This window comes from Geminisphaera colitermitum TAV2 (assembly GCF_000171235.2).
GTDB lineage: Bacteria > Verrucomicrobiota > Verrucomicrobiia > Opitutales > Opitutaceae > Geminisphaera > Geminisphaera colitermitum.
In genome coordinates, this window is sequence record NZ_ABEA03000176.1 from 101,698 (window position 1) to 122,041 (window position 20,344).

At 61.7% G+C, this 20,344-nt stretch carries 21 protein-coding genes and 1 pseudogene; 12 read left to right on the forward strand and 10 right to left on the reverse strand.

Features of this window, described 5'->3' with window-relative positions:
* Positions 1-38: 38 nt before the first annotated feature.
* The 6 genes and pseudogenes from OBACDRAFT_RS20525 to OBACDRAFT_RS27030 all read left to right on the forward strand — a co-directional run.
* Positions 39-1,406 (forward strand): cytochrome c biogenesis ResB family protein, encoded by a 1,368-nt coding sequence (locus OBACDRAFT_RS20525; protein ID WP_043588752.1) that lies wholly within the window; start codon positions 39-41, stop codon positions 1,404-1,406.
* On the forward strand, positions 1,396-2,202 hold the full coding sequence (locus tag OBACDRAFT_RS20530; RefSeq protein ID WP_043588753.1) for a cytochrome c biogenesis protein: 807 nt from the start codon (positions 1,396-1,398) through the stop codon (positions 2,200-2,202). The genes OBACDRAFT_RS20525 and OBACDRAFT_RS20530 overlap by 11 nt, the downstream gene beginning before the upstream one ends.
* Positions 2,203-2,271: 69 nt before the next feature.
* The gene (locus OBACDRAFT_RS20535) at positions 2,272-2,739 is read left to right on the forward strand and encodes a MarR family winged helix-turn-helix transcriptional regulator (protein ID WP_081722234.1); all 468 of its coding nucleotides are present in this window, start codon (positions 2,272-2,274) and stop codon (positions 2,737-2,739) included.
* A gap of 5 nt (positions 2,740-2,744) precedes the next feature.
* Positions 2,745-3,212 (forward strand): DUF488 domain-containing protein, encoded by a 468-nt coding sequence (locus OBACDRAFT_RS20540; RefSeq protein WP_043588809.1) that lies wholly within the window; start codon positions 2,745-2,747, stop codon positions 3,210-3,212.
* Positions 3,213-3,229: 17 nt separating this feature from the next.
* Positions 3,230-3,970: a Crp/Fnr family transcriptional regulator gene (locus OBACDRAFT_RS20545; protein ID WP_043588754.1), complete on the forward strand. Its 741-nt coding sequence runs from the start codon at positions 3,230-3,232 to the stop codon at positions 3,968-3,970.
* A 235-nt stretch (positions 3,971-4,205) separates the two neighbouring features.
* Positions 4,206-4,451: pseudogene (locus OBACDRAFT_RS27030) on the forward strand (IS481 family transposase); the annotation flags it as partial.
* Positions 4,452-4,615: 164 nt separating this feature from the next.
* On the opposite strand, the gene OBACDRAFT_RS20550 reads toward OBACDRAFT_RS27030, so the two are convergent.
* The 3 genes from OBACDRAFT_RS20550 to OBACDRAFT_RS20560 all read right to left on the reverse strand — a co-directional run bounded on the left by OBACDRAFT_RS20550 (position 4,616) and on the right by OBACDRAFT_RS20560 (position 7,928).
* The gene (locus OBACDRAFT_RS20550; RefSeq protein ID WP_043588755.1) at positions 4,616-5,956 is read right to left on the reverse strand and encodes a type II toxin-antitoxin system HipA family toxin; all 1,341 of its coding nucleotides are present in this window, start codon (positions 5,954-5,956) and stop codon (positions 4,616-4,618) included.
* A gap of 12 nt (positions 5,957-5,968) precedes the next feature.
* Complete coding sequence (locus OBACDRAFT_RS20555; RefSeq protein ID WP_232767467.1) at positions 5,969-6,259, reverse strand: helix-turn-helix domain-containing protein; 291 nt, start codon at positions 6,257-6,259, stop codon at positions 5,969-5,971.
* Between the two features lie 262 nt (positions 6,260-6,521).
* A complete protein-coding gene (locus OBACDRAFT_RS20560; protein WP_043588756.1) occupies positions 6,522-7,928 on the reverse strand; it encodes an ATP-binding protein in 1,407 nt (468 codons plus the stop codon).
* 34 nt (positions 7,929-7,962) lie between these two features.
* On the opposite strand from OBACDRAFT_RS20560, the gene OBACDRAFT_RS20565 reads away from it, so the two are divergent.
* From OBACDRAFT_RS20565 to OBACDRAFT_RS20585, 5 genes are all read left to right on the forward strand, one after another.
* Positions 7,963-8,349, forward strand: coding sequence for a hypothetical protein (locus tag OBACDRAFT_RS20565; protein WP_043588757.1), 387 nt, complete (start codon positions 7,963-7,965; stop codon positions 8,347-8,349).
* Positions 8,324-9,385 carry a hypothetical protein gene (locus OBACDRAFT_RS20570; RefSeq protein ID WP_052362263.1) on the forward strand — a complete coding sequence of 354 codons (1,062 nt, stop codon included), beginning with the start codon at positions 8,324-8,326 and terminating at the stop codon, positions 9,383-9,385. The genes OBACDRAFT_RS20565 and OBACDRAFT_RS20570 overlap by 26 nt, the downstream gene beginning before the upstream one ends.
* A gap of 260 nt (positions 9,386-9,645) precedes the next feature.
* Positions 9,646-10,059, forward strand: coding sequence for a helix-turn-helix domain-containing protein (locus OBACDRAFT_RS20575; protein WP_043588386.1), 414 nt, complete (start codon positions 9,646-9,648; stop codon positions 10,057-10,059).
* A 288-nt stretch (positions 10,060-10,347) separates the two neighbouring features.
* Complete coding sequence (locus OBACDRAFT_RS20580; RefSeq protein ID WP_052362315.1) at positions 10,348-11,292, forward strand: cation diffusion facilitator family transporter; 945 nt, start codon at positions 10,348-10,350, stop codon at positions 11,290-11,292.
* Positions 11,293-11,316: 24 nt separating this feature from the next.
* Positions 11,317-12,228: a DMT family transporter gene (locus OBACDRAFT_RS20585; protein ID WP_043588758.1), complete on the forward strand. Its 912-nt coding sequence runs from the start codon at positions 11,317-11,319 to the stop codon at positions 12,226-12,228.
* A gap of 22 nt (positions 12,229-12,250) precedes the next feature.
* Here the strand turns inward: OBACDRAFT_RS20585 and OBACDRAFT_RS30205 are convergent, their stop codons facing one another.
* The 5 genes from OBACDRAFT_RS30205 to OBACDRAFT_RS20610 form a co-directional block, all read right to left on the reverse strand.
* Positions 12,251-12,529, reverse strand: coding sequence for an FmdB family zinc ribbon protein (locus tag OBACDRAFT_RS30205; RefSeq protein ID WP_043588759.1), 279 nt, complete (start codon positions 12,527-12,529; stop codon positions 12,251-12,253).
* Positions 12,530-12,604: 75 nt separating this feature from the next.
* On the reverse strand, positions 12,605-13,165 hold the full coding sequence (locus OBACDRAFT_RS20595) for a GNAT family N-acetyltransferase (RefSeq protein WP_043588760.1): 561 nt from the start codon (positions 13,163-13,165) through the stop codon (positions 12,605-12,607).
* 129 nt (positions 13,166-13,294) lie between these two features.
* Positions 13,295-13,924, reverse strand: coding sequence for an HD domain-containing protein (locus OBACDRAFT_RS20600; RefSeq protein WP_043588761.1), 630 nt, complete (start codon positions 13,922-13,924; stop codon positions 13,295-13,297).
* 40 nt (positions 13,925-13,964) lie between these two features.
* Entirely contained in the window at positions 13,965-15,770 is a 1,806-nt protein-coding gene (locus tag OBACDRAFT_RS20605; protein ID WP_232767470.1) for a fatty acid CoA ligase family protein, read from the reverse strand.
* 94 nt (positions 15,771-15,864) lie between these two features.
* Complete coding sequence (locus tag OBACDRAFT_RS20610; RefSeq protein WP_043588762.1) at positions 15,865-16,122, reverse strand: hypothetical protein; 258 nt, start codon at positions 16,120-16,122, stop codon at positions 15,865-15,867.
* A 148-nt stretch (positions 16,123-16,270) separates the two neighbouring features.
* Between OBACDRAFT_RS20610 and OBACDRAFT_RS20615 the strand changes: the two genes are divergently transcribed.
* Positions 16,271-16,558, forward strand: coding sequence for a hypothetical protein (locus OBACDRAFT_RS20615; protein WP_052362316.1), 288 nt, complete (start codon positions 16,271-16,273; stop codon positions 16,556-16,558).
* Between the two features lie 13 nt (positions 16,559-16,571).
* Here OBACDRAFT_RS20615 and OBACDRAFT_RS20620 read toward each other — a convergent pair whose 3' ends face one another.
* Together OBACDRAFT_RS20620 and OBACDRAFT_RS20625 are read right to left on the reverse strand one after the other, a co-directional pair.
* Positions 16,572-18,920, reverse strand: coding sequence for a transglutaminase TgpA family protein (locus tag OBACDRAFT_RS20620; protein WP_043588763.1), 2,349 nt, complete (start codon positions 18,918-18,920; stop codon positions 16,572-16,574).
* A gap of 17 nt (positions 18,921-18,937) precedes the next feature.
* Entirely contained in the window at positions 18,938-20,140 is a 1,203-nt protein-coding gene (locus OBACDRAFT_RS20625; RefSeq protein WP_232767472.1) for a DUF58 domain-containing protein, read from the reverse strand.
* Positions 20,141-20,344 lie beyond the last annotated feature (204 nt).

Consider the following 20,344-nt stretch of genomic DNA (forward strand, 5'->3'; position numbering starts at 1 on the left):
AGAGCCTCGCCAACAACCGCTCGCCGCACTTCCCGCCCATGACCCGCGCCTGGTGGCAACAGCCTTGGTCTTACCGCGAATCCTTCGTCACCGCCGCCGGTCTGGCGGTCGCGGGCGGTGCGCTCCAGCTTGCCCTGCACGGCCGCGGCGTGCCCGAGATCGCGAGTCCCGCCAACCTCATCCTTCTCACCGCGTTCATCCTCTTCATCGGAGCCCTGCACTTTCTTGCCGGTTCCACCGCGACCGTCCGCTGGCTGCGCTCCGTCCCCGTTGCCATCGGCGCCCTCACCCTCCTGCTCGCGCAGGCCGTCGTGCTCGGCATCGTCCCGCAACACGCGCCGCATCCCGGCCACGTCGCGCACGCGACGCACTCCCTTGCCGAACACCTCGGTTTCACGGACGTCGTCCACAGTTGGGCCTTCGTTTTCATGCTTGCCTGGCTGCTCCTCAACCTCGGCCTCACCACCCTCGCCCGCGCCTTTCCCTTCCGCCGAGCCAACCTCTGCTTTCTCCTCAACCACCTCGGTCTCTGGATCGCGCTCGCCGCCGGCATGCTCGGCGCCGGCGACCTCCACCGCCTTACCATGGATCTGCGCCTCGGCGCCACCGAATGGCGGGCGCTCGAAACCGCGTCCGGCGCCACCCACGCCGGCCACCTTCTGGAAATGCCTTTCGCGCTCGAGCTCACGCGCTTCGACATGGAAACCTTCCCACCGCGTCTCGCGCTCGCCGATCCCCGCACCGGCGACATCGTGCAACGCCACGCCGGCGAAACTCCCCGCCAGATCACCGACCTGCTGCCGCCGGACGATGCCACACCCGATCCCGCTTCCTCCGCCGCGCACATTTTCGGCGACTGGACTGTCGATATTCTCGAATACCACCCGTGGGCCCGCGATTTTGGCGGACGCTACCACGGCATCCCCGAATCTCTCGCGCACAACGAACCGGGCGCAGCCCCCGCCGCCCTCATCCGCGCGACCCGCCGCGCCGATGGCCATGCCGTCACCGGCTGGGTCAGTTGCGGGTCTTTCGCCGTCAACCCTGCGCTCCTTGCGCTCGACAACGACAACGCGCTCGCCCTCGGCATGCTCCCGCCCGAACCGAAGAAATACAGCTCCGCGGTCAACACCTACGTCCGCAACCGCGACGGCTCCGGCGCGCGCACCGGTTCCGCCATGATCGAGGTCAACAAACCGCTCACACTCGCCGGCTGGAAAATCTATCAACTCAGCTACGACGACCGCCTCGGCCGCTGGTCGCCTCTCAGCGTCGTCGAACTCGTCCGCGACCCGTGGCTGCCCGCCATCTACACCGGTATCTTCATGATGATCGCCGGAGCCATCGGCCTCATGTTCAAAAGCAAGGCCTCCCCCCCCCCCCCCCGACCGACGCATGACCCCTAACTACTGGCAAACCCTTCCCGCCCACGCCGCCGCCGCCGGACTCGCCTGGCTGCTCTGCATCGCCGCGCAGTGCCATCCCGCCACCCGCTCGCGCCGCTTGCCCATCACCGCGCTCGCGCTGCTCGGCGGCGTCATCCTCGCCGCCTTTGCCGCCGGACTCTGGCTGCACCTTGGCCGCCCGCCCATGCGCACACTCGGTGAAACCCGCCTCTGGTATGTCGTGTTTACTCCGGCCATCGGCGCTTTTCTGTATCATCAATTTCGTTACCGATGGCTGCTCAACTACAGCCTGGGCATGGCGGCGCTGTTCCTCGTTATCTGTCTGCTACGCCCCGACAGCTACAACAAGGCGCTCATGCCCGCGTTGCAAAGCGTGTGGTTCGTGCCGCACGTGCTCGTTTACCTTTTTTCCTACGCGATTTTCGCCGTCTCGTCCGGCATCGCGGTTTTTGGTCTGGTGCAGACGGCGCGCCGCCGTTTCGACCCTGCCTCGCTCGAACTCGCCAACCGCCTCGTTTACCTCGGCTTCGCCTTCCTTTCGCTCGGTCTCCTCTTCGGCGCGCTCTGGGCCAAGGAAGCGTGGGGACACTACTGGACCTGGGACCCCAAGGAAACCTGGGCCATGCTTACCTGGCTCGGCTATCTCCTCTACATCCACATCCGGCACCGCCACCCCGAGTCCACCCGCGCCTCGCTCTGGATTCTCGCGCTGGCCTTCGTGGTGCTTCTCCTCTGCTGGTTCGGCGTCAACTACATGCCCTCCGCCACGCAAAGCGTGCACACCTACACACAGTGAGAAAAGGTATCGTCCCTGCCGGTCGCGTGGAGAATCCGGGAAAACGTACAATCCGCCTTGTCAGTGGCCATGAATATCGTAAAACGATACTTCATGGTCCGATCATCGAATGCCGCCGGCCTTTCCAAGGCCGATTACGAGCTGCTTTCGGCGTTCCGTTACACGCTGCGCAGATTTCTTGGTTTCAGCGAGGCGGCCGCAGTCAGCCACGGGCTTACCCCGCAACAATACCAAGCGCTTCTCTCTATTCAGGGTTTTCCGGGCAGGGATTGGGTGACGATCGGCGAACTGGCCGAGCAAATGCAAATCGCCCACCACAGCGCGGTCGGACTCACGGACCGCATGGAAACGCTCCGGCTCGTGCGTCGTTCGCCATCGAAGGAAGACCGGCGGCGCGTGCAGGTCTCGCTCACGGCCAAGGGGCTGAAGATCCTGGAAAAACTCTATCGCATCCATCGCGCCGAGTTGCATTCGACCGGGCCGCAACTGGCGCGGCTGCTTCACCGCGCGGCGAAGCAAATGCCCGAAGGAACATGATCCCGATGCAACTGAAGCTGCACACTTATCGTTACGGAGAGGCAGGCGGCTTGCCCGGGCTCTCGCTCGGCGTAGCCCGGTTTCTGCCCAGAAACATCCGCCGTGAAGACTATGCCGCGAGAGGCTATTTTGACGTATGGCTGCCGCTTTTGGCTCCAAGCCGCGAACTCGTGGCCGCCTACCGGAAGGGAAGCATCGACCATGAGGTGTTTGCCTCCCGCTATCGCAAGGAGATGAAAGAAAGCGCGCCGGCGCAGGTCATTCGCCTGCTCGCGGTCCAGACGGCGCACACACGCATCAATCTCGGATGCTTTTGCGAGGACGCCTCCCGATGCCATCGCACAGTGCTGGCCGCCTTGATTCAAGAAGCCGCATCCACGCTGCCCGATCATCCGCCTCCGGCTTCGGCAACAGCGCCTCCTGTATCCAAATTTTCGAGTCCCGCCTGCTCCATGCCTGAAATCGAAGACTAACCGGCAAACCCGCTTCCATGAACAACGCACCGACATCTCTTCATTCCGCAACCGCCAATCCGCATCGCCTGACTGCATTGATCGCCACGCTCAGGCAGAGCCGGATGTTCGCCGACCTGGCACCCGCCAACCTAGCCGCAGTGGCCGAGGGCTGCTCCATCAAAACACTGCAAAAGGGCGAAATCCTGTTTCACGAAGGAGAGAAGGCCGATGGATTTTTCGTTCTCCAGAGCGGACGGATCAGCATCTTCCGGCTCACGCCCGACGGTCGTGAACAGATCATTTGCGTATTCAGCCCTCCAGAGAGTTTCGCCGAGGTTGTGCTCGCCAGCGCCGAGCGCTACCCGGCCAACGCCATGGCTTTGGAAGCCTCTCAGGTGATCCGCGTCGGCAAGGACCATTTTCGCGACCTGATTCGCCAAAATCCCGAACTGGCCCTGCACATGCTCGCCTCGATGAGCATACACCTGAAGCACCTCATGCAGTCGCTGCACGAGATCAAGGGACTCCAGATTGAGAGCCGGCTCGCCGCCTGGCTGCTCGAACACAGCCCGGCGGATGACGGAGCGGGCGGCCCCGTGTCGTTCGTGCTGCCCGTCAGCAAAAAAATTCTGGCCGGTCAACTTGGCGTCACCAGCGAGACGCTTTCCCGCACCTTCGCCCGCTTCCGAAAAGACGGCTCCATCCGGGTTGAAGGCACCGTTCTGCATCTGCTCGACCGCCAGACCCTGAAGTCCCATGCCGACGGACTCGCCTGAAGCCGGGGGGCGTCAGTGCCTCCATTCCTACGGCTGTCGGGCAACGGAACCTTGCTCTGAAGATCGCGGACAATCACGCGGCTTTATTTATATCGTAAGGCGATGGAATTGGCTGATCCGTAAAATTCCGGTTCTTTTGATCCCCACCTTTTTCATATTTCCCGCTTTTGTTTAGATGGTTAGTCTCGGGGAGAGGTGGTGAGGGTTGGAACAATAAACCAACCTCAGAAGAACTATGGGGCAGATACTACACGGTTGCGCCCGAACGACAGCGACGGTGCGTCGGGTGATCCAGCATAGTCAAGAGAGCCTAAAGACGCTGGCTGAACGTTACGGGATCAATCCGAAGACGGTGCAGAAGTGGCGGAAGCGCTCTTTCGTTGAGGATGCCCTGCAGTCGACAATTCCACATCTGACCCGATCCAGACTGCACCGCTGTTTTGTGCGTCATGGGATCAATCGGCTGCCTTGCGCGCGCGGCTGCGCGCTGCGATTGCGCCCTCGACACGCCCCCTCTTTGGCCGCGCGGAGCGCAGGGAAACCGCCCGACTCGTCACACGAACTTCTCGTCCTAGTTCGGAGAAAAGGAGTTCTTCCTGCGGGCTGCGGTTGGGGGGGGCACGCTGTTTTTGAGCCAGGTCGTTATTAACGTTTCCGTCGGGACGGTTTGGACAACGCTGGCTGTCCAGTCCGGCGCACATCCTCACGCAACGCCTTCGTTTGTGTTTCCATTTCCTTCTTCCAGTAAGCAAAAACAGCAGCGGGGACGCCCGCGTGGCGCGCCGCGGTTTCCCAACCGCCGAGCGTGGCGTCTTCCACTTGCTGATAGATTTCCTTGGCCTGGCGTATGTCGAGTCCGCCAAGTGCAGCGAGTCGGACGAGATCGTCGAAACTCCGGGGGATTTCCTGACGCCCCAGCCACGTCAGGCCGATGAGCACGTTGGCGACGTTGGGATTCAGGTCGTAAGCAGGCGCAAGCGTCCAGGTGCGTGTGGCTTCATCGTAGAGGAAAGCGTGGTTGCGCCCGTGGTCGTCACGGTTGACGGCCAGCAAATTGAAGACAGCTCGACGGAAGCATTCGGCCGCCTCGGTGACTCCGCAAAGGTTGCGCGTGAGGCGAATGAACTCCTCGTAATCAATGGCTCCATCGGAAGCCCGTTTGTGCAACATGCCGCTCAACGTGTGGACGTGACGCCGCCCCCAAGTGTCATCAGGGCGGGCGTGGCGGTCGAACCGTGCGCACGCAAAATGGCGTCGTTCCCGATCCGCCACCAGTGCTGCATGCGGGACGCGAATGCCTGCAGCGCGAGCCATCTGCGACCAGGCAAACTCCACGGCGCCCTCGGCTTCGTCCGACGAGCGGGCAAATTTCAGAATGCAGGGACAGTGCCCGGCAGGCGGTTGTCCTCCGACAAGGATTTTTTGCAGATCCAGCGTATCTCCGGCAAGAGGCAGGTGCGCGGAAATTTTGGGAAATGCTCCGCCCAAGGTGCTGCCACCGCGTGCGAGCACCGTGTTTACCTTCCCGGTATCGAGTGCCACAACCGATGTTCGCAACTCGTCCGCTTTGTCCGCGAGCGCAGCCAGAGAAGTCGTGGTCTGGCGGGTGTCGCCACCGTTGCCCAGCACAGGCTCAAAGGTGATGGCTCCCGGTCCACGCTGTCCGATGGCGGCCAGTTTGCCGATCACCGTTTGCAGTCCGGGCAACTCGATATGCAACATGCGTTCGCCCCAGGCATCGGGGAGCGAATCGGCAATCAGGCCGGGCAAGCCTCCGGTAAAAGGAGTGTCGCCCGGACGAAAAACTTGCGGACCGCGTGCGAGCAGTTCCAACGGCAAATGAAGCGGTGACAGATCGTGACCGCGTTCAAGAAACGACTGGTCGCATTCCAGCGCGAACGCCGGCAAGTCCGCGCGCCACGCGAGGGTGGCCATCGGCTCGCCGAGAAAGTGCAGCTGCAGAAGGGTGGGTTCCTTTAGTGACATGGTATTATGGTGTTAGCGATCGGTCGTTGCCCGTCGCGCCCTGCGCCGGTTTTTGGCAATACCTTCTTTCAGGAAAGCATCGAGACTGGTGATCCGGGACGCGTCCTTTTTCAACGCCTCAAGAAACCTGTCCGCCATTCCAAGGCTGACGAGTAACCTGGCCAGACCCTGAAAGGTGATTTGTCCCGAGCGCTCAAAGCGACGCAGGGTGGCGATAGCGACGCCGCTCCGCTCGGCTAGATCAGTCTGCCGCCAACCAAGAGCAAGTCGCCGCTCCCGGAGAATCTCCGGAACTTCCCGCAAGAGATCAGACTCGACCTTTAGTGATAACATTCGATCACTTTAGACCATTTATTCTGATTTAGAAATCAAAAATGATCTTTTAATTCCATGCGACGGGATCCCCAGCCTCTGCCTGACCGGATCGGTGGGCAAGCGCCAGTCCGGCCGCCGATGCCCGCTTCATGAGTGCCCCGACAGGTTCTCCTTAAATAAGAACCCTTTGATTATCAATGTAATGCTTTCAGGAGAAGGTCGGGCGAGGGATTCCGCTTAAATAAGCCCGTCAGGCCCAAAAAGGAACGTAACGAGCAAACTTGCGCGAACTGGTCTCGTCTTCCACTTTGATCAATCCCGCCTCCACCGTCGCCGCGAGCACCTGCGAAACGACCACGCTCTTGCCTTCAGGCAAGTGAAACCGTGCTCGCAGACTTTGATTGCTGGTTTCCTGACGCATGACGTAACGCAGCGCACAGTGCTGGTAGCAGGCCCGAATCCGGTCATCGCGATCCATGTCGGCAAACTTCTTGGCCCCGGCGATCACCACGAGCGTGCGGCGTAGCCCGGTGCGAAACAGCGGCGCTTGGAGCTGGAATATCTCGGCCGCGTGGATCACCTTGTCGATGCCACTGCTTTTCTCTTCGCAGATGCCTAGGCGGCGCATCAAGTCTGCCAGCCTTTCATTACGAGACTCGTAACCATCGATAAACCGCTCAGTCGGAACTATCGGTTCGCCGGGATTTGAGATTTCCACGCGGCTTGCGTAGATCTCGATCATGACCGAGACGCCGGATAGCAAAAAATCCTGATGAATCAACGCATTCGCAACGAGTTCGCGAATCACAATTTCGGGCACCAGTTTTACCTCCTTCCGAATGGCGTCCTCGATCACCTCGTTTTGCGGAAGCTGGCTCATTATAAGACTGACCAACTCCTTGAACCCGACCGCGTAGCCCTTTACATCTACGTGGTCCAGTTTGGTCTCGAGTTTCGAGTTCCCATTATAAACTACAATGCGCGCAGCTTTGCGTGCCAGTGAGGGAAAATCCTCCAGCTTGCGTGCAAGCAGCAGCGCGCCAAGCCGACTGATCGACCACCCCCGAGCATTCTGAACAATGAGCCGCTCGCCACGAAGATAGTCGATCACCCCGTCGCGGGTCAACGGATACGGACGTTTCAGCAAATCGAAATAAGTCTGCACATCAAGAAGCTGAACCACGGTTTCATCGGTCAGGTTCGTGGCAGCCGGTTCCGCCAGCCAATCCGGGGCTCCTTCACTGAAAATGCGCCGCAACTGATCTTCACTCATCGGGACCAGTTCCGAGCCCGAGCGCATCAGATAGGCTCCCTCGAAATGGTAAGCAGTGCCTTTCGGTCGAGAGGGGATATGAAAGACCAGCACTCGTCCGTCAGGATGGGCGACCTCCTCGATGTCCACGCGGAAGCCCAGCATTTCAAAAAGCCTCGCTTCCATTGCGACGGGATTGTTGAACGCTTGGGTGCCAACAACCTTCCGCGGCGGTTTATCGGCAATCCCAAGCAGCAGATGACCACCGCCTTCGTTGGCTAACGCGACACAGTAGCGAAACAACTTTTGGTTGTCGTATTGGTTCTTCGCCTCCTTAAATTCGAGACGCTGGTACTCCGTGGGTGCGGAACGCCAAAAGTCAATCTGGGCGGGAGTTGTCGGCATATTGAAAGCGAATCTTTTATTGTAACGGCCTGCAATGCTCGTAATCACGGCGGCTGACGCTGTCCGTTCCGAACTCAATCTGCCTGCCGATTGGTTTAACACCGGACCCGCCGACGATTCTTTCTTCCTGTTAGGTTTCCCAACCGGAATCGAGGATCGCCTTACAAACCGCTCCTATGGTCCGGTTCTCACCATCGGGTTTGTCGGCCGCTACGACCAGATTCATTTCAAACTCTATGCCGCTGCCGATCAAGGACCAGGACGCCATGTCGCGGACTTGCGCGACCTGAATCCAACCGCTGACGAATTGCTTGCCGCCGCTCGTTGGACCTGCCTGCAGGATCCGTCGGAGGGTTTTCTCTTCGTGCTTTCCGATCTCCTCCGCCACTTGGGCCATGCCGACCTTGCTGCTCAACTTTAAAAACGAGGCTCGCTCTGCCATCCTCGACCTTCTCTGGCGTCAGTGGATCACGCTGGGCGTTTCCGGCCATGCCGCCCAGGCATCCGGCAAAGCCATCTTGGATCCCGAGGCGTTGCTCCTCGCGTCAACGACGCTCGGCCGGATGGATGCCCGTCTTTTCGACGAGATGCTCGACTGGCTTCAGGACCAGGCCGATTGGATCAATCTTCAGCGCCTCGCCCGCCTGCACAAAGACCACGTGCTCGGTGACGCCTCAATCCTGTCCGTAATCGCGACACGTTTGGCCCGCTTGCCCGCGCACAAAAAATGGAAGGCCATGGAAAAATCGTCCGTCGAGGTTTCTGGCTCCCCTGCGCCGCTCTTTCCCGAGGATGGACACTTCGGAACCGCGGATCAGGACTTTCTTGCGGGAGGCTGGCTGCGCGGTCCGGTGCGCTATCGCGGCCTGTCCGTCGCGCCACGCATGGATCACCCCGGCAACTTACTGCTCAAGCTTCGCGCTTTGTTTGGCCGGCAATCGCGCGCCGAGGTCATGGCATGGTTGCTGGCGCACGAGGCCGGCCACCCCGCCGAAATCGCGCGTCAGATCGGTTACTTCCGCCGGTCCGTTCAGATCACCCTCAACGAACTGGAACGCTCCGGCCATGTCCGGTCCCTGCGCAAGGGCAGGGAAAAGCATTTTTCACTCCTCGCTGATGAATGGCGCTTCCTTGCCACTTGGCCGATGTCGCAAGGACCGACCTTTCCCGCTTGGGTGCCTTGGTCCGAAATCTTTAGATTGCTGGAGCAATTGAACGCCTTGCTCAACGACGTGCATCTATCCGCTTCATCACCCGAGTTGCAGGCCATCGAGTGGCGTCGCCGCCTCGACTATACGTCGCTTGGCCACTCCACGCTACCGGTGCTTTTTTCCCTGCCCATCAATGCTCGTGGCGACGAGGCCCTCATGGCTCATTGCGATCGCTTCCGTCAGCTACTCGATCATCTTGGGGCTGGCCCAAACGAAGAGCCAGCTTCGTCGGCGATGCCTCGCTGAGGCTCGAATTTCCCAGCGTAGAGCCATCCCCGCAGGGGGGGGGGGCTGTAAAGTGGTGATTCATTTGATCTTGACTTTTCGTAGTTAAGTCATCACTGATGATTTTTGTCGAATTCAATTCGCCAAATCCTGTATCAGCATCAGCGGTGCTCTCACATACTCGTGACTGTGCGCATGGACGCCTCGGAAGTGATTCAAGCCATGCCGACCATGCGGATGGCTGTCTAAACCTCATCACCACCCAACAAAATTCCAATCCCATGCGTCCCTTTGAACGAAACCGAAACCTCACCGAAGCCGAGCGCATCCGCCGGATCGGCGAACTGCTCGTCACCGCTGTCATCCGCTACCGCCACCTCCACCCGGAGGAGTTTGAAAAACCTGCCCGGTTTCCACGTAATCCGGGCCAGAAGGTAGCAGGTGGATTCGATCCCGCCGACTTCGTTTCCGACGAGTCAGAGAAACGGATACTGCGCTACCTTTCGGTGGTTGGCACGGCATCCCCCAAGGATTTTCAGGTGGCGCTGGAAATGTCCTCCGCGACAGTTACTCGCAAACTGGTTCGTCTCCGCGCCAGCAATCTTGTAACAGTATCGGGCAAAACAAACGCGGTGCGCTATCAACTGGCGCCACCTGAGACTGTGCAGCAAGTCTCCATGCTTAAGGCAGCCTGAGCCTTCTCCGCATAGCAGAGGGAATCGGTATCCAAAATTCCAATAACCCGCTCACAAAACTGATTGAAGTGAAGCCAACCCGGCCACCTCTTCCTCGTTGGAAACGGACATGGAGAAAAACTATTTTAAATACTTGATTCGAAACATACGATTTTACCTGGGAAAAATAGCGTAATCAAATATAAGTAACCGTTTAATGCTCGCCTTCCCGACCAACTTGATTGACGGCGATGTTGACGGGTGGCGAACATCAGGGCTCAACCGCCACTTCGAGCCCAATTACAACCGATGTCCCTGCCTGCATCCGCAGTATCCGCCACCGCCATCCACGCCACGATCCGAGGCATCGTGGTCAACGCCACGCTGGCTGCCGTCAAGATCGTCACCGGCATCATCGGACATTCCTACGCGCTGATTGCCGATGGCATCGAATCAATCAACGATATCGTGGCGTCAGTCGTGGTGCTGATTTCCCTGAAAGTCTCAAGCAAACCGCCGGACGAGGATCATCCCTACGGCCACGGCAAGGCCGAGCAACTGGGGGCGCTCTTCTCGGCCATCTCTTTGCTGGCCGCCGGTGCCACGATCGCATTTCAAAGCACCAAAAATCTTTTTTCGCGGCACGAATCGCCCGCGTGGTTCACCCTGCCGGTCCTGCTCATCGTGATCGTGACCAAAGAGGTGCTTTCACGCTACGCCCTGAAAAAAAGTGACGAGACTTCCAGTTCCGCGCTCAAGGGCGACGCCTGGCATCACCGTTCCGACGCCATCACTTCGGCGGCGGCGTTTTTGGGCATCGTCGTCGCGTTGATCGGAGGGCGCGGATACGAAAAGGCGGACGATATCGCCGCCTTGGTCGGCTGCCTTGTGATTGGTTTCAACGGCATCTCGCTCCTGCGCACTGCGCTGCACGAAAACATGGATGGAGCCGCGCCCGCCGAACTTTTACAGCGGGCGGAATTCGTTGCGAGCCGCGTGCCGCACGTGCGCCGCGTGGAAAAATTGCGCATGAAAAAGAGCGGTCTCGGTTATTTCATGGACCTGCATGTGCAGGTGAACGGCAGGATGAGCGTGGAGGACGGCCACCGCGTGGCGCACGATGTCAAGGACGCCATTCGCAAGGCGATTCCCCGGATGGACGATGTTGTCACGCATTTGGAGCCGTATTCCGGACGCGAGCGGTCGCTGACAGAGGGCGGGGCAGGAGACACGCCCTCCCAGGACGCTTCGTAGTGCCCATTACATTACACCGCTGACATGTCGTGGCTCCTCGCCAGTTTGTTGTCGTCTTTTTTTCTCGGGTGTTACGACCTGAGCATCAAAAAATCGGTGCAGGGCAACGCCGTGCTGCCCGTGTTGTTCATCGCCAATCTGTGCAGCGCCCTCGTGTGGGTCGCGCTGATGGCGGGCGATGCGTTGTTGCAGCAGGCGGGGGGGGGAGGGGAGGGGATGCCGGTGATGCTGCGCGTGGATGCGCTCACGTTCGCGCAGCACCTGCAATTGCTGCTCAAATCGTTCATCGTGGCGTGCTCGTGGATTTGCAGCTATTTCGCGGTCAAACATCTGCCGGTGTCGATTGCGTCGCCGATCCGGGCCACGGGTCCGATGTGGACGCTGTTCGGCGCGTTGATCGTGCTGGGTGAGCGGCTGTCGTGGACGGAGGCGGCGGGGGTTTTGATAACGTTGCTGTCGTTCCTCGGCCTGTCGTTTGTGGGGGCGAAGGAGGGCGTGGATTTTCGCCGCAACAAGTGGATTTGGTTCCTCGTTTTCGGTACGTTGCTCAACGCGGTGAGCGCGCTTTACGACAAATTTTTGCTGGGGCGGGCGGGGTTCTCGACGGCGACGGTGCAGTGTTGGTTTTCGATTTATCTGGCGGTGTTGTTTCTGCCGCTGACGGTGGCGTGGAAGATGCGGTTGTGGGGGCGCAATCCGTTTTTCTGGCGCTGGAGCATTTTGCTGGTGTCGGCGTTTTTGCTCGTGGCGGATTTTTTGTATTTCGGCGCGCTGCGTGACGAGGAGGCGTTGATCTCGGTCGTGTCGAGTTTGCGGCGCGGGAGCGTGCTGGTGGCATTCGGGGGGGGGCTATTGTTGTTCGGCGAGAAAAACGGCTGGCAAAAATTTCCCGCCATCCTCGGCGTGCTGACCGGCATCGTGCTGACGATTTGCTGACGTCAGATGGATGCCGTTGCTCTTATTTTCCGCAACCGCAGCCGGCGCTGCAGCAATGGCCGCCGCTTTCGGCGGCAGCGGCTGCGCATTCGTCGGCGCGTTCACAACGGGGGGGGGGGGGGGAGGTTGTCACGCGGGTGACGCCGTAAAATCCGAAGCCGCCCGTGATGACACGCCGCACCGGTCGCCCCGTCTCGGGATGATGGGTGAGCGGCCGGTCGTTCATCGACTGGATTGCCTCAAAGGTCTCCACCGCTTCGGTCGGAGTTTGCGGGATGGTCTCGTAGATGTAGGTCGCCATGGTTGTGATTCTAAGCAGGGGGTGAATGTTGCCGCTTCGTGGACGGGCGCAAGCACGAGCGCGCCTCGCGCTCTGTCAGTCGTCGGTTTCCAGGCGGCGCAGGAACATGATGGCGGCTTCACGAAAGCCGTGCCGTTGAAAAAAGGCATGGGCGGATTCGTTGCGGATGCCGGATTCGAGGATGACGTTCTCCAGTTCGGCCTGACGCATCTGGCGGATGGAGCCGTCGAGAAGGCGGTGGCCGATGCCGAGGCCACGGTATTTTTCGTTGATGACGATGTCCTCGACGATGCCGTAGCGGTGCTTGAGGTCAAAGAGCAGGACCGCCACCCCGACAATGCTGCGGCCACGGGTGGCAACGAGCACGCCGCCTTCGCCGCGTCGTTGCCGGTGGATGGCACGCCGGATGTCGTCAGCCAGCAGCGAGCGCCGAAAATGCGCCCAGCGCCGGGTGTGGTCCGCCCGGTGCTCAATGACTTCCGAGTGCGTGATGTAGTTGGTGTTGGTGTTGGCCTGGATCACCCGGACGATCGCTCGAAGCCGGCGGGCGTTGGTGAGGAAGGCGATGGATACGGCGTTTCTGTTGATGAGCGCCGGTCTGGTAACTGTGTCCGCGCGGGTGCGGAAAGAGTGCATGGTATGGCAGGTATTTGTGAGCGAGCCTGCTGCTGCTGTGAAAATGAAGGGGCGCACCTTGTCAGTTCCCCGAAAACGAGGCCAGAACGGAGAATATTTTTTTTGAGTAGCAGGGTAACTATTTGTGGGTTATGGGGTTGATTGGTTGGGGGAGGCGGCGAGCCAGCCGTTGGCGACGGTGGTGTCGATGAGTTGCCGGGCATGGTCCCAGATGGCGGCGGAGCCTTCGGCGGCGTGGGCGCAACGGGCAATGATGTGGTCGCGAGTAACGCCGTGCTCGCGCCATTTGCGCCCTTCGGAGAGGCAGTTGAGGAGGATGGGTTGCACGCGGTCGAGGGCGGCGGCGAAGCGGGATTCGGGCGTGGCGCGGGACTCGAATTCCTCCCACAGGGCGCGAAAGTCGGCGGCTTGATCTTGGGGGAGCAGGTGGAAGAGGCGGTCGGCGGCGCGGGTTTCGCGTTCGTGTTGCGTGGCCGCGGCGGCGGTGTCGTAGGCGTAGGTGTCGCCGGCGTCGATTTCCACGATGTCGTGAATGAGGAGCATCTTGATGACACGGAGGACGTCCACCGGGGTGTTGCTGTGCTCGGCGAGGGTCATGGCCATGAGGCAGATGTGCCAGGAGTGCTCGGCGTCGTTTTCACGGCGGCGGCTTTGGGTGAGGAGCGACTGGCGAAGGATTTCTTTGAGCTTGTCGGCTTCGATGATGAAGGCGAATTGCCGGGCAAGGCGGGCGTGGAGCGGGAGCGGGTCTTCTGGCATGGTGTGCGTGTGTGTGTGGGGGGGGGGGGGGAGGGGGCAATTAGCGTTTGGGGTCGGTTTCGTAGCCGATGGCACCGCTTTGCGCCCAAGTGGTGAGGGTGAGGCGGTGGATTTTGGCGTTGTGGCGGACGTCAACGGGGAAGCCGGGGTGAAAATAGAAGATTTTTACCGGGATGGGGCGCGGGCAGGCGAGGGACAGGGCGCGAAGTTCGCGGGCGAGGGTGCGTGCGGCGGCGCTGTCCTTGAGGACGTCGGAGGCGGTGGAGGCAGGTTCGACGATAATGGCGGGACGCTGGCGTCCGGCGGGGCCAAGGCCGATCAGGGCAGTGCGGCGGACTTTGGGATGGGCATTGAAGACAGGTTCAATCTGTTCCGTGAAAAGCGGGCCGTCGATCGTCTCGACGCGCTCGGCCTTGCGTCCGCAAAACCAGAGGCGGCCTTGTTCGTCGAGGTAACCGCAATCTCCCATGCGGTGCCAAAGGGCGTCGGCGTCCGGGATTTTGGCGTGCGCGGTGGCGTCGGGGAGTCGGTCGTATTCGCGGGTGACGGTGGGGCCGCGGACAATGATTTCGCCGATGGTGCAGGGGGGGAGTTCGCAGAGGCCGTTGGCGTTGAGGGAGGCAAGGGGGGCGTTGGTGAGGGCGATGATTTTTACTTGGTTGGCGGGGAGCACTCGGCCCACGCAGGTGCCGGCACCGGCGAGCGTTGCGGCGGCGGTGTCGTTGTTAACTTCTCCGGCTTCGATGCTGGAAATGGGGAGTGCTTCTGTTGCGCCGTAGGGGCTGTGCAGGGTGCCGTCGGGCAGGAGGGGGGGGAGGGCTTGCCAGAGCCAGGGGGGGACGGGCGCGCCAGCGCAGAGGACGCGGCGGAGGCCGGGCAGCGTCGTGTGCGTGGCGTGGCAGTGGCGGGCGATTTTGCCCCAAAGGGTGGGGGAGCCGAAGGAGTAGGTGACGTTTTCCTGCAGGATGGCTTGCACGGCGCGGGCGGGGTCGAATGCGCCGGGGCGGCTGGGGTCGATTTCGGGGACGATGGTGGTGGTGCCGAGCGCGGGGTTGAAGAGCGCAAACACGGGCAGGAGGGGCAGGTCCACTTCTCCGGGCTGGATGTCGTAGGTGGAGCGGACGAGTTCGACTTGGGCGGCAAACTGGCCGTGCGTGTAAACGACGCCCTTGGGCGCTCCGGTCGAGCCGGAGGTGAATAGGATGGCGGCGGTCTCGTTGGCGGCGACTTGGGCGCAGGGAAAGGCGGAAGGGGGGGGGGGGGGGGGGCGCGCTTCGCGCGAACGTCCAACATCCAACGTCGAACGTCCAACGTCCAATGTCGGAATTGGTTCGGCTGCGGGGGGGGGGGGGGAGAGGATTTGAGGTTTGGGATTTGAGATTTGAGATTTCCCGGAGAGGCGGGCGGTGGCGCGGCTGGAGGCGGGGACGCGGATTTCGACGGAGCCAAAAGCGCGCCGGAAGATGTGGCTGGCGATGCGGGCGGCGGGGATGCCGAGGAGGACGCGGGGTCGCGAGTGGGCGACGGCGGCGAGGAAATTTTTGCGTCCCATGCCGGGGTCGATGATGACGGGCACGGCTCCGAGGCGAAAGAGGGCAAAGGCAGCGGCAATGAGCGGCAGGCCCTGCCGGACCATGACGAGGACGCGGTCGCCTCGAACCACTCCGCGGGACTCAAGACGGCGGCACCAGGCGGAGACTTCGGCGTGGAGTTCGGCGAAGGTGAGCGTGAGGTAGTCGATGCGTCCATCGCGGGTGCGGCCTCGCGGGATTTTGAGCGCGGGGTGCGCGGGCTGGCTGGCAGCCATGAGGTCGAGGTGACGGGCGATGTTGGGCGAGTCGAACACGGTGAAACGGGGAACTAGAATAAATGGATAACAAAAACGCCCGCCGATTTTTTCGGCGGGCGTCAAAGAATTGGAGAGCGAGCGTGGCTCGATGTTAATAGTCGTTGCTGGTGATGAGGCCCCAGCCGAGCGTGACTTGTGTGCCGCTGGGATTGCCCATGTCGCCCCAAAGCTGATTGGTGTTGCCTTCGATGGTCACGGGCTTGGCGGTTTGGTAGTAACCAGTCTTTACGGTCACGAGGCCGCCCAGGATATTGGTGGTTTTGCCGGTGCGGGTGGTTTGGGTCGCGCAACCGGAGAGGGTGGCGATGGCTGCACAGAGACCGACGAGCAGGAGTGCTTTGGATTTCATAGGGGAGCAAATATGAGAGAAGAAGTGCGGACCTTGGGCGGCATTTTAATCTTTGGCAAGCAGGAGATGGGAGAAATTCACCCTCTGTTTTGCGTTCGCGTTGTTTTGCTCTGGCGCGCAGGCCATGCCTTTCGCTAACCCCATAAGCATGAGCATGGAATTTGGCTGGTGGGTGCGTCATCCCGAAGAGGGGAAATTTCAGGTCCGCGTGATCATCCACGGCGGCAATATTGAGTGGAAACGCAAACAGGGGCACCACACGCCTTGGGAGCCCTATGGTCCGCCCAGTGAAGTTGACTGGGACAAGCTCATGACCGAGGCGGAGACCCGCCTGCCCCGCCGACTCATGTCGTCAAAGCAGTTCGACGACATCAAGCGTCTGCGGGCAAAGGCCGGGATGAGCGAGGGACGATGGGCGAAGGGGAATGGGGCGTAGTCGCAAGGCGATCTTACTGCCGGTCCAGGGCGCGGACGGCGCGGCGGGCGTCGCGAAAAACGCGGGTCGCGGGTTCTCGCCAGGAGCGCTTGGCTCCGTAACGGAGGCGGAGCAGGCGTTCGCGGACTTGCAGGGCAAAGGGGCCCTTGGCGTGATTGAGCCGGGCCAGCCAGCGACTGGCTTCGCGGCGCACGGGATCGGCGCTGCGCAGGGAGCGCAGCCAGAGGCCGACGCCGAGTTCGCGCCAGAGCCAGATCGTCATGACAATCCCCCCGGCGAACGCGGCGGACAAACCGACTCGCCACCACGTCCAGGGTTCGCGGAGCCAGACGCCGAGGCTGCGGGTCTTCTTGTCGAACTGGGCCCGCCAGTCGGTGCCGAGTCCTTCCACGGCCTCTTTGATGAGGCGCACCAGTTCGAGTTGCGAGGTCTGGTCAAAGCTCACGATGCGACGGTACCAGAAAACACGCAGGCTGTCGGTGCGCGAGGACCAGCCGCTTTCGAGGTCGAGGTTGGGGCGGTTGTTGCGCAGGACGCGGACGCGGTCCTTGACGGGTAATATGCTCGCGCCGGGCGTGGGATCGACGCGGAGCCAGACTCCTCTTTTGTAGTCAAAGAGTTCGCACCAGGCATGGGCGTCGGAGTTGCGCACGCTGATGTGGCCGGAGGTGGTGTTCCATGCGGCGCCTTTGAAACCAGTGACGAGGCGCGAGGGGATGCCGGCGGCGCGGGCGAGAAGGACCATGGAGCCGGCAAACATCTCGCAGTGGCCGTTTTCATTGGATTCCATCCAAGTCACGAGTGGATCGGGTCGGAAGCGCTCGTCGAGGTCGCCGCGGTCAATGGTGAAGCGCAGGGAGTAGCCGTGGCGTTTGTGCAGCCATTCGGAGGCTCGCTGGACGAAGGCGGCAACGTCGCCATCGCGGGGGTGGCCGATTTGTGTGCCAAAACCGTAGAGTTTGGCGCGGCTGAAGCGGCGCAGACCGTGGAGGGCAAGATAATCGGGGGGGGGGGGGGGGCGGCCTTGCATGTCCTCGCCCATCATTCCCATGCCGTAGTCACCGGGAAAATCTTCTCCGAAACCGCCCATGCCGAAGCCGGGACCGCCGCGACGGCGTTCAGGTTCATTGGAGTCGGGTTCGAGCGGGCGGGCGACAATCTCTTTCCAGCGGGCGGCGTAGGCCAGGTCAGGGATTTCGTAGTCCACGACCATGCCTTCGACGCGGTAGGGAAGCATTTTGGAGCTTTCTTGCGAGAGGCTGTGCAGGCGCAGGGGATTGCTGCTGGTGAGTTGCTGGGCGTCGTTGAAGGTGAGGAGTCGGAAGTCGCCCAGCATGGGGAGGTAGCGGCTGACGCCGGGCTCCATATAAAAGGTCCAGGTGACGCTGTGGTCGGGGTCGCGCCGGAGGACGCTGAGGCCGCCGACGAACTGCTGCATTTTTGTCGGATAGGTGCGCATCTCGGCGCGAAGTCCTTCGGACATGCTGAAGCCGCCTCCGCCGCCGCGACTGGAGTAGCGATCGAGGATGAGCATGCGCCAGTAGGGGGTGGCGGGCACGGCGGCGCGGTCGGAGACGTCGATGCTGAGGGCCACGCTGCGGTCTTCCTGGATGTTGACCACGTCACCGATGCGCACGTTTTCGGAGAAGCCGGTGCGGGTTTTTTTGCTGATGAAGCGGTCGATGAAGAGGGTCCCGCTCATCTCGAAGCGGGGCAGGGACAGGAAGAGGACGGCGGAGAGGCCGACGACGGCGGTGAAGATGAAGACGCCGAGGGTCACGGCGCGCCAGTTGGCAACTTGCAGCAGGCGCCGGAAGAGGTGGAGCCAGCGGACGTGGGTCCAAGAGGGGGGCAGGCCGCCGCGATTGATGGGCGGTTCGGGCATCGATTCGGTGATCGTGAGCACGAGCAGCAGGGCCAGCGTGCAGGCCATGAAGAGGAGGATCTGCGCGATGAAGGCGAGCGACACGGTGACGACGCCGGCGACGATGACGAGAAAGAGGGCGAGGACGATGAGTTGCAGGTCCTCTCGGCGGCGGCGCAGGGTGACGCCGCGGTAGAGGAGCAGCATGAGGTCGAGCCGGATGAGGGCGGGCAGGGGCTGGCGCGTAAGGATGAGGTCGCAGAGAAAAAACGCCACCATGAGGGGGAAGGTCAGGCGGTGCATCCAGATGGGGAACCAGGCGGCGAGGGCGGGGCTGAGAGTGGCGGTGGGAACGAGCACTGTGGTGACGCCGAGGAGGAGAGTGGCATCCACGTCCATGAACGACACGGTCCAGGCAGAGAGCACGGTGAGAAATCCGCCCAGCAGCCAGCGCACTTGGTGGAGTTCGTCGATGCTGAGTTGCGGGCGGCGTTTCATGGGGAATTGCAAATCATTCAGGCGCTCGCGGCTTTGATGCCGTCGATGTAGGCGCTGACGCCGCGGAGGCCGTCAGGGGAGAAGGTGAGGAGGTTGCGGCGGCGGGCGGCGGTGTCGGCCCCGGTGGATGCGGGTGGAACGGGGTGAACGAGGGCAAGTTGGTCGAGAAAGAGTTCCAGATCGCGGAGTTTGCGGATGGGGCGGGGGGCTTCGTCGTTGATGGCGGCGGCGAGGAGCCGGCTGGCGCGAAACAGGTCTTCAGCCAGGGTGGCGGCGAGGCTGACAAGGACTTCAAACTGATCGGGCTGGGTCCATTCGTCGGACGGGGTCTGCAACCAGAGGGTGACGCCGTCGCAGCCTTCGGAGGAGAATTGCTTGACCATGACCTTGCGCATGCGGGCGGTGGCCTTCCAATGCACGAGGCGGTGGGAGTCTCCGGCGATATACTTGCGCACTCCGACGACTTCGCCGCTCTGGCCGCGGTTGCGGCTGCGTTCCCCGGGGAGGGCGCGCCAGGCTCCGGCAATGGCGTGGCGGCGGTAGCTGATGGCGGCGGGCCAGACGATGATTTCGCGGTGCATGCCGCTGCCGATGACCTTGCGCAGAAATCCAAAGGGGAACAGGGAGCCGACGTTGACCAGTTCCACGCGTTCGCGTCCGCGCCGGGTGGGGCGCAACGACCATTCGAGGCGCAGTTGCGAGCGCGGGTCGAGGCGTTGCCGGAGGGTGAGCCGGACCTTGGTCTGCGAGGGCTCGGAACGGAGTTCAAAGGAGAGTCCGTAGGTGGCGATGTGGCGTTTCTCGTTGCGCATTTCCAAGCCCACGATCTGGTCCTGCCCGGCGCGCCAAGGAGGGCTGGTGCGGAGGCGCCAGCCAAGGCCGCGGGTGTTGAGCCAGGAGATGACGCCGTTGAGGGTGAGGCAGGAAATGATGAGCGAGAGGGTGATGAAGAGGATGTTTTGCCCGGTGTTGTAGGCCGCCGCCCCGATGCCGATGGCGACGACGATGAGGAGCACGCCGGGCACGGTGGGGAGGAGCCGGTGGGCGAGGTTTTTCGGGGGGAATATGAGTGCCCAGAGGTGTCGTCGCCAGCGGCGCGCGGGGTCGAGCGGGATGGCGAGCTTGACGCCCTGCCATCCGTCCGCGTCGGCGCGCAGCGGAGTCATGGGGCTGATGTCGCCGTCATGGAGGAGCGTGGGGGGGGAGGGGGCGTTGGACACGGAAGGTGGGAGGCGGTGCAGGCGACGGAATCGGAGAACATTTAACACTGAACATTAAACATTGAACATTGAATGTCGGAATCGGCGGCGGGGAGACAGCTCGGGTTCATGGGAGGTTTGGCGTCTGGTGTTTAATGTTAAATGTTCAGCGTTTAATGTTAAATGTTTGCCCGGAAAACGCCGGGGGAGGCGCGGCAGCGGGGA